The sequence below is a fragment of the Castellaniella daejeonensis genome, from assembly GCF_039523555.1.
GTDB classification, from domain to species: domain Bacteria; phylum Pseudomonadota; class Gammaproteobacteria; order Burkholderiales; family Burkholderiaceae_B; genus Castellaniella; species Castellaniella daejeonensis.
The window spans coordinates 678,242-690,216 of record NZ_BAAAFN010000015.1 but is presented as its reverse complement, the minus strand read 5'-3'; the positions used below and the strand labels follow the sequence as shown (position 1 = coordinate 690,216).

At 68.4% G+C, this 11,975-nt stretch carries 14 protein-coding genes; 4 read left to right on the top strand and 10 right to left on the bottom strand.

Features of this window, described 5'->3' with window-relative positions; translation table 11 throughout:
• Positions 1-44: 44 nt before the first annotated feature.
• The 3 genes from ompR to ABD022_RS12900 all read left to right on the top strand — a co-directional run bounded on the left by ompR (position 45) and on the right by ABD022_RS12900 (position 2,870).
• Positions 45-779, top strand: a complete 735-nt coding sequence (gene ompR / locus ABD022_RS12910; RefSeq protein ID WP_043680797.1) for an osmolarity response regulator transcription factor OmpR — start codon at positions 45-47, stop codon at positions 777-779.
• Positions 780-797: 18 nt separating this feature from the next.
• Positions 798-2,210, top strand: a complete 1,413-nt coding sequence (locus ABD022_RS12905; protein ID WP_486303427.1) for an ATP-binding protein — start codon at positions 798-800, stop codon at positions 2,208-2,210.
• Positions 2,211-2,321: 111 nt separating this feature from the next.
• The gene (locus ABD022_RS12900) at positions 2,322-2,870 is read left to right on the top strand and encodes a peroxiredoxin (protein ID WP_325127062.1); all 549 of its coding nucleotides are present in this window, start codon (positions 2,322-2,324) and stop codon (positions 2,868-2,870) included.
• Between the two features lie 4 nt (positions 2,871-2,874).
• On the opposite strand, the gene ispF is transcribed toward ABD022_RS12900, so the two are convergent.
• Positions 2,875-3,366: a 2-C-methyl-D-erythritol 2,4-cyclodiphosphate synthase gene (gene ispF / locus ABD022_RS12895; RefSeq protein WP_325127060.1), complete on the bottom strand. Its 492-nt coding sequence runs from the start codon at positions 3,364-3,366 to the stop codon at positions 2,875-2,877.
• Between the two features lie 29 nt (positions 3,367-3,395).
• A complete protein-coding gene (ispD, locus tag ABD022_RS12890) occupies positions 3,396-4,124 on the bottom strand; it encodes a 2-C-methyl-D-erythritol 4-phosphate cytidylyltransferase (protein WP_343821622.1) in 729 nt (242 codons plus the stop codon).
• 228 nt (positions 4,125-4,352) lie between these two features.
• Here ispD and eda point away from each other — a divergent pair, with 228 nt between their 5' ends.
• On the top strand, positions 4,353-4,979 hold the full coding sequence (eda, locus tag ABD022_RS12885; RefSeq protein ID WP_325127056.1) for a bifunctional 4-hydroxy-2-oxoglutarate aldolase/2-dehydro-3-deoxy-phosphogluconate aldolase: 627 nt from the start codon (positions 4,353-4,355) through the stop codon (positions 4,977-4,979).
• Between the two features lie 37 nt (positions 4,980-5,016).
• On the opposite strand, the gene ABD022_RS12880 is transcribed toward eda, so the two are convergent.
• The 8 genes from ABD022_RS12880 to ABD022_RS12845 all read right to left on the bottom strand — a co-directional run bounded on the left by ABD022_RS12880 (position 5,017) and on the right by ABD022_RS12845 (position 11,935).
• The gene (locus ABD022_RS12880; RefSeq protein WP_325127055.1) at positions 5,017-5,985 is read right to left on the bottom strand and encodes a 2-hydroxyacid dehydrogenase; all 969 of its coding nucleotides are present in this window, start codon (positions 5,983-5,985) and stop codon (positions 5,017-5,019) included.
• A gap of 32 nt (positions 5,986-6,017) precedes the next feature.
• On the bottom strand, positions 6,018-6,962 hold the full coding sequence (locus ABD022_RS12875; RefSeq protein ID WP_343821810.1) for a sugar kinase: 945 nt from the start codon (positions 6,960-6,962) through the stop codon (positions 6,018-6,020).
• Positions 6,955-7,749, bottom strand: a complete 795-nt coding sequence (locus tag ABD022_RS12870; protein WP_343821620.1) for a sugar phosphate isomerase/epimerase family protein — start codon at positions 7,747-7,749, stop codon at positions 6,955-6,957. The genes ABD022_RS12875 and ABD022_RS12870 overlap by 8 nt, the downstream gene beginning before the upstream one ends.
• A 13-nt stretch (positions 7,750-7,762) precedes the next feature.
• Positions 7,763-8,533 carry an amino acid ABC transporter ATP-binding protein gene (locus ABD022_RS12865; RefSeq protein ID WP_325127050.1) on the bottom strand — a complete coding sequence of 257 codons (771 nt, stop codon included), beginning with the start codon at positions 8,531-8,533 and terminating at the stop codon, positions 7,763-7,765.
• Between the two features lie 20 nt (positions 8,534-8,553).
• A complete protein-coding gene (locus ABD022_RS12860) occupies positions 8,554-9,363 on the bottom strand; it encodes a transporter substrate-binding domain-containing protein (protein ID WP_425545226.1) in 810 nt (269 codons plus the stop codon).
• An 80-nt stretch (positions 9,364-9,443) separates the two neighbouring features.
• A complete protein-coding gene (locus ABD022_RS12855) occupies positions 9,444-10,100 on the bottom strand; it encodes an amino acid ABC transporter permease (RefSeq protein WP_325127048.1) in 657 nt (218 codons plus the stop codon).
• Positions 10,097-10,771 (bottom strand): amino acid ABC transporter permease, encoded by a 675-nt coding sequence (locus tag ABD022_RS12850; RefSeq protein WP_325127046.1) that lies wholly within the window; start codon positions 10,769-10,771, stop codon positions 10,097-10,099. The genes ABD022_RS12855 and ABD022_RS12850 overlap by 4 nt, the downstream gene beginning before the upstream one ends.
• Positions 10,772-10,882: 111 nt before the next feature.
• Entirely contained in the window at positions 10,883-11,935 is a 1,053-nt protein-coding gene (locus tag ABD022_RS12845) for a LacI family DNA-binding transcriptional regulator (RefSeq protein ID WP_343821805.1), read from the bottom strand.
• Positions 11,936-11,975: the final 40 nt, after the last annotated feature.

Here is an 11,975-nt window from a genome sequence, read left to right as displayed (position 1 = left end):
GATAAGCGCTGGTGCCCCTTTCCCGACCCTGTTACATTTTCCGCATGAACACGCAAACACAGACCCTCACCCGCAAGATCCTCATCGTAGACGATGATCCCAGGCTGCGCGATCTGCTGCGCCGTTACCTGTCCGAACAGGGCTTCAATGTCTACGTCGCCGAGGACGCCAAGGAAATGGCCAAGCTCTGGCAGCGGGAACATTTCGATCTCCTGGTCCTGGACCTGATGCTGCCCGGCGAGGACGGCCTGTCCATCTGCCGCCGCCTGCGCGGCAGCCACGACAACACCCCCATCATCATGCTGACTGCCAAGGCCGAGGAAATCGACCGCATCGTCGGCCTGGAAATGGGCGCCGACGACTACCTCACCAAGCCCTTCAACCCCCGCGAACTGCTGGCCCGGGTCAACGCCATCCTGCGCCGCCGCGGCACCGAAGAACACCCCGGCGCGCCCAGCCAGGAAAACGAATCCGTCGAATTCGGCCCTTATGTGCTGAACCTGTCCACGCGCACCCTGACGCGCAACGGCGAAGCCGTGCCGATCACCACCGGCGAATTCTCCGTGCTCAAGGTCTTCGCCCGCCACCCCAAGGTCCCGCTGTCGCGCGACAAGCTCATGGAACTGGCACGGGGGCGCGAATACGAGGCCTTCGACCGCAGCCTGGACGTGCAGATCTCGCGCCTGCGCAAGCTGATCGAACCCAACCCCTCCAAGCCGGTCTTCATCCAGACGGTCTGGGGCCTGGGCTACGTCTTCGTGCCAGACGGCGGCCAATAAGAAACCCCGTGCGGGCGCATGTCCCGCACATCCACCGTCCATCACCTTCCCATGACTCTCCTGAGGCGGCTCCGGCACGGCATCCGCCCCCGGCTGCGGCTGGGGTTATTCAGCCGATCCTTCCTGCTGATTGCCTGCCTGATGCTGGTCAGCCTCGGGGCATGGCTGCAGATCGTCTTCAACATCGAGGAAGGCCCCCGGGCCGCCCAGCTGGCGCAGCGGATCGCCACCACGGTCAGCATCACGCGCTCGGCCCTGGTCTACGCGCCGCCGCCCGTGCGCCCTTCCCTGCTGCTGGACCTGGCAACCCAGGAAAGCCTGCGCGTCCAGCCCCGCGACCGCTCCGACGTGCTCGAGCCCCTGCCCCAGACCGACTACTGGAACAACGTATCCGGCGAGATCCGGAACCGGCTGGGCAGCCAGACCGCCATCATGTGGTCCGTGAACCAGGTTCCCGGCATCTGGATCAGCTTCAACATCAACGACGACCTGTACTGGCTGGTCTTCGACCGCGACCAGCTGCGCCTGACCACCGGCCGCGAATGGCTGGGCTGGGTGGGGGCATCGCTGATGCTGGCGCTGCTGGGGGCGGCCATCAGCGTGCGTTTCATCAACCAGCCCCTGGCCCAGCTGGCCAAGGTGGCCCAGCAGCTCGCGCGCGGCGAGACCCCCACGCCCCTGCCGGAAAAGGGGCCGGTCGAGATCCGCGACATGAACATCGCCTTCAACCGCATGGCGCGCGACCTGAGGCAGAACGAGGCCGACCGCGAAATCATGCTGGCGGGGATTTCCCACGACCTGCGCACCCCCCTGGCGCGGATCCGGCTGGAAATCGAGATGAGCCACATGACCGACGAGGCCCGCCAGGCCATCGACGAAGATCTGGCCCAGATCAACCACAGCATCGGCCAGTTGATGGAATACGCGCGACCGGCCGGGCAGGTGCCCGAGGCCGGCATCGACGTATCCCGCGTGCTGAAGGACCTATTCGAACGCGAACGCAGCCACACCGAATCCCTGGGCGGCGAGCTGAGCGCATCCATCCAGCCGGACCTGCAGGCGCGGATCAGCGCCAACGACCTCAAGCGCATTGTCAGCAACCTGATCGAGAACGCCCGCCGCTACGGTCGCAGCGCCGGCGACGACCGCGCCCACATCAGCCTGATCGCCTTCCAGACCGGCAACCAGCTGACCATCGAAGTGCGCGACCAGGGCATGGGCATTCCACAGACCGACATCCAGCGGCTGCTGCGGCCTTTCGCGCGCGGCGAATCGGCCCGCACCGGCGTCAGCGGCGCAGGCCTGGGCCTGTCCATCGTCGAGCGCCTGCTGGGCCAGGTGGGCGGGAAATTCACCCTGGCGCCCAACACACCCCACGGCCTGCTGGCGCGCATCGAAATCCCCAAGGCCAAGCCCCAGGGCAAAGCTTGATCCAGAGCATCCGCGTGCCCCGGCGGGCGCCCGCGGCCGGCACGGCAGCCTGGCCCATGGCGTAGAATGGGGCAGCGGCCCCGATGGCCGCACATCAACTCAGGAGCCCCGATGAAAACCATAGGCGACAAGCTCGAGGCCTTCCGCGTCACCGGCGTCAAGCCCGGCTTCAACCAGCACGAGGAAAACGGCGTCTCGGCCTTCGAGGACATCACGGAATCGTCCTTCCCCGGGAAATGGAAGGTGATCTATTTCTACCCCAAGGACTTCACCCAGGTCTGCCCCACCGAGATCATCGGCTTCAACGCGCTGGCCGACGAATTCGAGGCGCGCGGCGCCGTGCTCATGGGCGGCTCGACAGACAACGAATACGTCAAGCTTGCCTGGCGGCGCGACAGCCCAGAACTGGGCAAGCTCAACCACTACCAGTTCAGCGATACGGCGGGTGCGCTGGTCGATCCGCTGGGCATCCGCGAAAAGTCCGAAGGCGTCGCACTGCGCGCCACCTTCATCGTCGATCCGGACAACATCATCCAGCACGTGTCGGTCAACAATTTCAACGTGGGCCGCAGCCCCGAAGAAACCCTGCGCGTCCTGGACGCGCTGCTGACCGACGGTCTGTGCGCATGCAACCGCCCCATCGGCGGCAGCACGCTCTAGGTTCCTAGGCTCGCGCCAGCAGCGCCACCGCGCTGGCCGCGATGCCCTCGCCCCGCCCCAGGTAGCCCAGGCCCTCGTTGGTCTTGGCCTTGACATTGACCGCCGATGCCTCGATCCCCAGGTCGCTGGCGATGCAGGCAACCATGGCGGGCGCGTGCGGCGCGATCTTCGGCGCCTGGGCATGCACCGTGGCGTCCACATTGACGACGAACCAGCCTGCCTCGCGGGCCAGGCGGGCGGCCTCGCGCAGGAAAAGCCGGCTGTCGGCCCCGGCCCAGCGCGGATCACGGTCCGAGAAATGTCGGCCGATGTCTCCCAGCCCGGCGGCCCCCAGCACGGCGTCGGTCACTGCGTGCAGCAGCACGTCTGCATCCGAATGGCCGACCAGCCCCCGTTCATAGGGAATGTGCACGCCGCCTATGATCAGCGGCCGTCCCTGCGCCAGAACGTGCAGATCGTGGCCCTGGCCGACGCGGAAAGGAAAAGAGGGCGTCATGATGGTATGCGTGCTCCAGTGTGTGCCGTTCAGCGGGAACGCGGCTCGCGGCGCGCCGCGAGCAGGCCCTCGAACCAGTCGAAATCTTCCGGCCAGGTCAGCTTGTCGTTGGCCCGGGCGCCGCGCACCAGCAACGGGGCGCGGCCGGGCGGGCAGGCCAGCTCCACCGCCGAGGCCTCGTCGGTCACCCTGGGATCGCCGGCGCGCGCGTCCAGCGCCGCCTGCAATTCCCCGGCCCGGAACATCTGCGGCGTCTGCGCCAGCCACAGGCCATCACGCGGCAGCGTGCGATCCACCCATGCGGGGCCGCAGGACGCTTCCCCGGCCTGCTTGACCGTGTCGGCCACCGGCAAGGCCAGCAGCCCGCCCCTGTCCTGCGCCAGGCAGGCATCGATCAGGCGCGCCAGGGCGTCGGCCGGCAGCCCCGGCCGGGCGGCATCGTGCACCAGCACCCAGGCCCCGGCGGCCAGGTCCGCATCCCGCAGGGCGGCACGCACGGTCTCGGCACGCGTGGGGCCACCGCAGCGGCGCAGCACCGTGCGCGGCAAGCCGGCCAGGGCCGCATCCGCCCATGAATCGCCAGGGGCCACGGCCACTCGTACCTGGGCAATGCGGGAATCGGCAAGCAGCGCGCGCACGGCATGGCGCAGCATGGGCTCGCCCCCCAGGTCGCGGTACTGCTTCGGCAGCCCGTCCGGGCTGCCGGCACGCACGCCGGCCCCGGCGGCCGGCACCAGCGCGGTCAGGGATGCGCTCATCGGGAAGGGCTCCCGTCCGTGCCGTCCGGGATCGCAGCCCATGGCGCACCGGGCAGGCGGAAGAATGCGTTCATGGGAAGCGATTTTAGCCCAGCGTGCACTGCGGCCCTCGCATTCCATGCATCCCGAAAAGTAGTCGGATTATCGCAATCGTAAAAACACGGGCCAATTTCTCTTTCGCATGTAGAATGACTACATCCACTCATACGGCCCCAGGCCCGAATGCCCATGAATGCCCTTGAACTGATCGAACTCAGCCCCGTCATGCCGGTCATCGTGATCCGGGATCCGGACACGGCCGTGGACCTGGCGCGCGCGCTGGTCGCCGGCGGCATCCGCACGCTGGAAATCACGCTGCGCTCGGCTGCCGCGCTGGACGCGATCGCCGCCATCCAGGACCAGGTTCCCGAGGCCGTGGTCGGCGCGGGCACCGTGCGCACGCCGCAGCAGCTGGACGACGCCCTGCGGGCTGGCGCCCGCTTCGGCATCAGCCCCGGCCTGACCGACGACCTGGCCCATGCCGCGCAGGCCACCGGCATCCCGTTCCTGCCGGGAGTCGCCACGGCTTCCGAGGCCATGCGCGCGGCCGAACTGGGATTCCGGGTGCAGAAGCTGTTTCCGGCCGAAGCCGTGGGTGGCGAGGCCCTGCTCAAGGCATGGCAAGGCCCCCTGCCCGACCTGATCTTCTGCCCCACGGGAGGCATCCACGCAGGCAACGCGGCCCGCTACCTGGCCCTGCCCAACGTCGGCTGCGTGGGCGGATCCTGGCTGACGCCCGCGTCCGCCGTCGAGGCCCGCCAATGGGATGCCATCACTGCCCTCGCCCGAGAGGCCTGCGCGCTCGCCGCAGGCTGAGCCGCATCAGCAACACCGCATCAGCAAGACCGCCGCATCAGGCCAGCGGATAGGCGGCCGGGGGCGCCTCGCCGCGCAGCACCTGCAGGAGATTGTCGACCGCCATGGCCGCCATGGCGGTCCGCGTCTCATGCGTGGCCGAGCCGATGTGCGGCAACGCGAGGATGCGCGGATGGCCGCGCAGCGGCGAATCCAGCGGCAGCGGCTCGACGTCGAACACGTCCAGCCCGGCCGCCCGCAGACGCCCGCTCTCCAGCACCTCGAGCAGCGCCTGCTCCTGGACGATGGGGCCGCGCGCGCCGTTGATCAGGATCGCGCCAGGCTTCATCCGTGCGAAGGCCTGCGGCCCGATCAGGCCGCGCGTGGCTTCGGTCAGCGGCAGGACCAGCACGACGAAATCGGAAACTTCGAGCAGTTCGTCCAGTCCGGCGGCGCGCGCCTTGCCGGGCGGCAGGCCGCTCTCGACCGGGCGGCGGGCATGATAGACGACCGGCATGCCGAAACCCAGGGCCGCCCTGCGGGCCAGCGCCTGGCCGATGCGGCCATAGCCGACGATGCCCAAGGTCTTGCCGTGCACGTCCCAGCCGTACTCTTCGGGACCGACATTGCGCACCCACCGGCCTTCGCGCACCATGCCGGCCATGTCGCACAGCCGGCGGCTGGTGGCCAGCACCATGCCGAACAGCAGATCCGCCACCGACTCCGTCAGCACGCCCGGGGTATGGCACAGCACGATGCCGCGCTCGCGCAGCGCGGCCAGCGGATAGGCGTCGACGCCCACCGAGATGCTGGACACCACGCGCAGGGATGGCGCCCGGTCCAGCATCGCCGCGTCCAGCCGGAAGCTGGAACCGATCATGCCCTGGACCCGGCCCAGCGCCTGGAAGAACGCCTCGCGCTGGTCCTCGCGCCGGGGATCGGCCCGGATGACCTCGTGCTCGGCCCGGATCCGCTCCAGCTGGGGCTCGGGCAGGTCGCGATAGACGAGGACGGTCTGGCGTGGCATGGGGAAACTCCGTGTGAAGACGATCCGGCCGGCTACAGCCCGGCCAGCTGCAGCAAAGTGCGCGTGGGCAGGCCTTCGGTATCGCCCGGCACCTGCACCGCGCGGGCACCGATCCAGGCCCCGCGCACCGCGGCGCGTTCCAGGGGCAGGCCTTCGAGCAGGCCGCTGATCACGCCCACGGCAAAGCCATCGCCGGCGCCCACCGTATCGACGACACGATCCACGGGGTGGGCCGGCACGCGGCCGCTGCGCGCGCCGTCATCGTAATACGCGCCGTCGGGGCCAAGCTTGACCACCACCAGCCCCGCCCCCCGCTCGAGATAGAAGCGTGCGATCGCCTCGGGCTTGCGCTCGCCGGTCAGCAGGCGGCCTTCTTCCAGCCCCGGCAGCACCCAGTCCGCCAGGCCGGCCAGCTCGTTGATGCCGGCGCGCATGGCCTCGGTCGAGGCCCACAGCGAGGGCCTGAGGTTAGTGTCGAAGGACACGGTCCTGCCGGCTTCGCGCATCAGGCGCATGGTCTGGCGCGATACCTCGAAGCTGTCGGCCGACACCGCCGCGAACACGCCGGTGGCATGCAGGTGCCGGGCAGACAGCAGCCAGTCCCGGTCCACATCGTCCGGACGCATGCGGCTGGCCGCCGACCCCGCGCGGTGGTATTCGACCAGGGGATCGCTGCCGTCCGTGACACGATTCTTGAACAGCAAGCCGGTCCGCTCGCCCGGCACCAGGGCCACGCGCGAGCAGTCCACGCCTTCTCCACGCAGGCTCTCGAGCAGGTAGCGCCCCAGGGAATCCTGTCCCAGCCGGCTGCCCCAGCCCACCCGCAGGCCCAGGCGGGCCAGCCCGATGGCCACGTTGGTCTCGGCGCCCGCCGTGCATTTGTGAAAGGTTTCCACGCGCTCCAGCGGCCCGGGCTGCCCGGCCACCAGCATCACCATCGCCTCGCCCAGCGTGACGACGTCGAGCGGTTCATGCATTGTCATGGGTAGATTGCTCCAGTCGGCGCAGGGCATCCAGCGCCTGGCCCGTGACCCGGGCGAGATCGGCACCGGTCAGCGGATATTCGATGGCCCGGGGCGCGGCGGGCAGCGCCCGCAGCACCGCGCGCCAGGGCGCGGCGGATGATTCCAGGGGCACCGCCACCCAGCGGTCGGGCCGCCGCAGCACCCCCTTGCAATGCACGTAGCGGACCCGCGCGGCGAACGCGTCGGCCGCCCGCAAGGGACACTCGCCCACCCAATGCCAGTTGCCCATGTCGAAAGTCATGCCCAGCGGCAAGCCGGCCGCGTCGGCCGAGCGGAAAAAGGCCGACAGTGCCGGGATGGTGCCCGCCGATTCCGTCTGGTCGTTCTCCACCAGCAGTTCGACCGGGTGGCCATCCAGCAGGGCCCGCAAGGAGGGCAGCCCGGCCGCCGCACCCGGAGCGAAGGCACCGATCGACATCTTCAGCCAGCCGGCACCCAGCCGGATCGCGCGGTCCAGGCCTTCACGAACGGCCGCCTCATCGAGGCGGCCGGTGCCGTCCCACATGCCGTGCGGGCTGGAATAGACACGGGCCAGCCCGCTGGCGGACGCCAGTGCCGCCAGCGCATCGAGCTCGCCGTCGGCGTCCTCGCCCAGCAGCTCGCCGCGCACTTCGAAGCCATCGGCGCCGGATGCCATTGCCAGGTGCGCGAACCAGGCCTGGCCGTGGCGCCGGACTTCGTCCGCGCCGAACGCCGTGAGTGAAACCAGCGCGCCACGCGCCGGAACAGGAATATGCATGGAAGCCGGATCCTCAGTGGTTCAGGATCTGGCCGAGGAAGCTGCGCGTCTTTTCGTGACGCGGCGCCTCGAAGAACTGGTCCGGCGGCGCCTGCTCGATGATGCGGCCGTCAGCCATGAAGATCACCCGGTCGGCCACGCTGCGCGCGAACCCCATCTCGTGGGTCACGCACAGCATGGTCATGCCGTCGCGCGCCAGACCGATCATGGTGTCCAGGACTTCCTTGACCATTTCCGGGTCGAGCGCGGACGTGGGTTCGTCGAACAGCATGACCTTGGGGGTCATGCACAGGGCGCGGGCGATGGCCACGCGCTGCTGCTGGCCTCCGGAAAGCTGGCTCGGATATTTGTGCGCCTGCTCGGCAATCCGCACGCGCGACAGGTATTCCATCGCCAGGGCCTCGGCCTGGTCGGCCTTCAGCCCGCGCGAACGCATCGGCGCCAGCATGCAGTTGCGCAGTACCGTCATGTGCGGGAACAGATTGAACTGCTGGAACACCATGCCGACTTCCTGTCGCACGGCGTCGATCCCGCGCCCATCGGCGTCCAGGGCGATGCCGTCCACCACGATGCGCCCGTCCCGGATGGTCTCCAGGCCGTTGATGCAGCGGATCAGGGTGGACTTGCCCGAACCCGAAGGTCCGCAGATCACGATGCGCTCGCCAGGCGCCACCGTCAGGTCGACGTCGGTCAAGGCATGGAACTGCCCATACCATTTGTTGATCTTTTCGATCTGGATGATCGGAGCGCCGGAAGGCGCGCTTCGGGTCGGGGTCGCAGTCATGGGAGCGGGTCGGGAGTCGATCAGGATTGCTTCAGCTGGGGCAGCGGCGTGCCCAGCCATTTCTGGTAGAGCTTGCTGAATTCGCCGTTCTGGATGTTGCGGTCGATCAGCTCATTGACGGCCTTGAGCGTTTCCGGCTGGCCCGGGCGCATGGCCACCGCCATTTCCTGCTGCAGCAGCACGAACTTGCTGTCGAAGCGGTCCGGCGCACGCTTGGCGATGCCCGCGGCCACCGTGGTCGAGCAGCCGATCGCATCGACCTGGCCCGACAGCAGGGCCTGCATGGCCGAGGCGTCGTCGTCGAAGCGGCGGACGTCGGCGTCCTTCGGCGCGATCTTGCTGACCGCGATGTCCTGGGTGCTGGCGCGTGCCACGCCGATGCGCTTGCCAGACAGGCCTTCCGGGCCGGAGATCTTCAGGTCCTTGCCACCGAACACCACGATCTGCGCGGCCGAATACGGATGCGAGAACTGCACCTGCTTGGCGCGTTCCGGCGTGATCGCCAGCGAGGCCACCAGCACGTCGACCTTGTCGGTCAGCAGGTAGGGGATGCGGTTGGGGCCGGTCACCGGCACGATCTTCACCTTCACGCCCAGGTCCTTGGCCAGGAGCTTGGCCACATCGGCGTCGTAGCCGTCGGGCTGGTTCTCGGTGTTCATGATGCCGTAGGGCGGAAAATCAACCAGCATGCCGACCGTCAGCTCGCCCTTTTGCTTGACCTGGTCGATGGTTTCCGCCGAGGCCGCGGGCGCCATGCCCAGGGCCAGGGTGGTGCAGGCGGCCAGCAGGGCGCCGCCCAGCATGCCACGCAAGGTGTGGTTCTTGAACATAGTACGTCTCCGTGAAGTTGTCGGCCCGGGGGCCTGTTGACGCTGAAATGGGGCCGGACGCACCCCGGAACCTTGTCCGCCTATCCGCGCGCCTGGGCAATCGCCAGACGCCGTTCCATCCTGCCCGCCAGCAGCGACAGCGGCCAGCACAGCAGGAAATACAAGGCCGCCACGATGGAAAACACCACCATGGGCTCGAACGTGGCGTTGTTCACGATCTGGCCCGCGCGGGTCAGCTCGGTGAAACCGATGATGGCCGCCAGCGACGTGCCCTTGATGACCTGCACCAGGTAGCCGACCGTGGGCGGCACGGCGATCTTCAGCGCCTGCGGCAGGATCACGTCGCGCAGGCGGTCGCGGTATTTCAGCCCCAGCGCGGCGGCGGCTTCCCATTGGCCGCGCGGCACTGCTTCGATACAGCCGCGCCAGATCTCGCCCAGGAAGGAGCCCGCGTTCAGTGTGAGCGCCACGGCGGCCGCGGTCCAGGGGTCGACTTCGAAGCCGATCACCGGCGCGCCGAAGAACACCAGGAACAGCTGCAGCAGCAGCGGCGTACCCTGGAATATCTTGATGAATCCCGTGGCCAGCACCCGGGCGGCGCGGCTGGAGCCCGTGCGCGCCAGCGCCACGGCCAGCCCCACCACCCCGCCGCCGATGAAGGCGATGATGGACAGCAGCACGGTCCATTGGACGGCCTGCAGGATGTACCAGAAATCGGAAGATCCGAAAGTTCTCATGAGCGGCCGTCCGGATAGCTGAGATACCGGTCGTGGATCCGGCGGAAAACGTAGGAAAAGCACAGCGTCAGCGCCAGGTAGATCAGCGTGATGACGATGTAGATCTCGAAGCTGCGGAAGGTCTCGGATTGCAGGGTGGCGGCCACCGAGGTCAGATCGTCGGCCGAGATCACCGATACCACGCTGGAAGCCAGCATCAGCAGGATGAACTGGCTGGTGAGCGCCGGATAGATGGCGCGCAGCGCGGGCTTCAGCACCACGAAGCGGAAGATCTCCACCCGCGTCAGGTTCAGGGCCAGGCCAGCCTCGATCTGGCCCCGGGGGATGGCCTCGATCCCGGCGCGCACGATTTCCGTGGCATAGGCGCCCAGGTTGACCGTCATGGCGACCAGTGCCGCCGTGTAGGGCGACCAGCGCACGCCGACCGCCGGCAAGGCAAAGAAGAAAAAGAACAGCTGGACCAGGAACGGGGTATTGCGGATGAGTTCGATGTAGACCTGGATCAGCGCCCGTACCGGAGCCGGCCCGGACGTCTTGCCCCAGGCGCACAGCACGGCCACCATCAGGCCGAACAGCATCGCCAGGCCGGACAGCTGGATCGTCATCCAGGTACCATGCAGCAGCAGCGGCCACGCCTGGAATACCGGACCGAACTGAAAGGTGTAATTCATGGGGGCCGCAGAGAAGTCCGCATCGATGAAACCGGTTTCATTGTACTGAAGCCCATCGATTTTGAAAATCGGTGCTAACCCTGCAGGTGACCGGCGGCCCGCCGGGGACCGTCAGTGGCCCGGCAGCATGCGCGTCGACCCCCGGGGAATCAGCGTCCCGGGCAGGCGGATCTTGCGCGGCGGCACGGACAGCCCGCCGATGCGCTCGATCAGGCACCGGGCCGCCAGGCTGCCCAGGGCATCGGTGGGTTGCGCCACCGCGCTGATGCCCGGCCCGACATATGGCGCCCAGGGCGTATCGTCGATGCCGATCAGACCGATGTCCGGCCCCAGGCGCCAGCCCAGCGCCGCCACCGCAGCCACGATGCGCATGGTGACGACCCCGTTGCCCGCGATCACCGCCGGGGGCCGGCGCGCCCCGGCGCGCAGATCCTGCAGGGCGCGCGCCAGGCCGTCGGCATCATCCAGGCTCGTCTCGATCCAGCGGCCCGCCACTTGCGGCCCCAGGGCCGCAAGCCGTTCTTCGTAGGCGCGGATACGCTCGATGCGGGAGCTGACCGCGCCCAGCAGTTCGCTGACGAACAGGAAATCCCGATAGCCCGCCGCCATCAGGTGATCGAGGCAGGCATCGACGACCAGGACGTTGTCCAGCGACACGAAATCGACTTCCAGGCCCTGGTGCAGGCGATCGACCAGCACCACGGGCCGGCCGCGCAGTGCCGGCGTCAGCACCGACCCCTGTTCCAGTCCCATGGTGTTCAGGATGAAGCCTTCGACCTGGTAGGTGGACAACACCTGCAGCCCCACGCTTTCGCGCTCGCGCTCGTTGCCCAGGTTGAACAGCATCATCAGGTAGCCCGCCTGGCGGCAGGCCTGCTCGGCTCCGCTGAGCACGGCCACGGAATAGGGATTCGTGATGTCGGCCACCACCAGGCCGATGAGCCGCGAACGGCCGCGCTTGAGCGCCCGGGCCATCGGGCTGGGCGTATAGGACAGGGCCTCGATCGCGGCCTCGACCCGCCGGGCGATTTCCGGCGACAGCAGGGTCTCGCGGTGATTGAGGAACCGTGACACAGTGGCCTTGGAAACCCCGGCGTGGCGGGCCACGTCGGCGATCGTGCTGCGCGGCGGATGATTGCTCATGGATGGAAAGAGTCGGAAGATTCGCGCGGCGCGCGCGAACGGGATGCCTCATTGTATCCAG

Bases quoted from the DNA above. Each gene is read 5' to 3' on its own strand.
- ompR (WP_043680797.1), top strand. From the start codon at position 45: ATGAACACGCAAACACAGACCCTCACCCGCAAGATCCTCATCGTAGAC.
- ABD022_RS12905 (WP_486303427.1), top strand. From the start codon at position 798: ATGTCCCGCACATCCACCGTCCATCACCTTCCCATGACTCTCCTGAGG.
- ABD022_RS12900 (WP_325127062.1), top strand. From the start codon at position 2,322: ATGAAAACCATAGGCGACAAGCTCGAGGCCTTCCGCGTCACCGGCGTC.
- ispF (WP_325127060.1), bottom strand. From the start codon at position 3,366: ATGACGCCCTCTTTTCCTTTCCGCGTCGGCCAGGGCCACGATCTGCAC.
- ispD (WP_343821622.1), bottom strand. From the start codon at position 4,124: ATGAGCGCATCCCTGACCGCGCTGGTGCCGGCCGCCGGGGCCGGCGTG.
- eda (WP_325127056.1), top strand. From the start codon at position 4,353: ATGAATGCCCTTGAACTGATCGAACTCAGCCCCGTCATGCCGGTCATC.
- ABD022_RS12880 (WP_325127055.1), bottom strand. From the start codon at position 5,985: ATGCCACGCCAGACCGTCCTCGTCTATCGCGACCTGCCCGAGCCCCAG.
- ABD022_RS12875 (WP_343821810.1), bottom strand. From the start codon at position 6,962: ATGCATGAACCGCTCGACGTCGTCACGCTGGGCGAGGCGATGGTGATG.
- ABD022_RS12870 (WP_343821620.1), bottom strand. From the start codon at position 7,749: ATGCATATTCCTGTTCCGGCGCGTGGCGCGCTGGTTTCACTCACGGCG.
- ABD022_RS12865 (WP_325127050.1), bottom strand. From the start codon at position 8,533: ATGACTGCGACCCCGACCCGAAGCGCGCCTTCCGGCGCTCCGATCATC.
- ABD022_RS12860 (WP_425545226.1), bottom strand. From the start codon at position 9,363: ATGTTCAAGAACCACACCTTGCGTGGCATGCTGGGCGGCGCCCTGCTG.
- ABD022_RS12855 (WP_325127048.1), bottom strand. From the start codon at position 10,100: ATGAGAACTTTCGGATCTTCCGATTTCTGGTACATCCTGCAGGCCGTC.
- ABD022_RS12850 (WP_325127046.1), bottom strand. From the start codon at position 10,771: ATGAATTACACCTTTCAGTTCGGTCCGGTATTCCAGGCGTGGCCGCTG.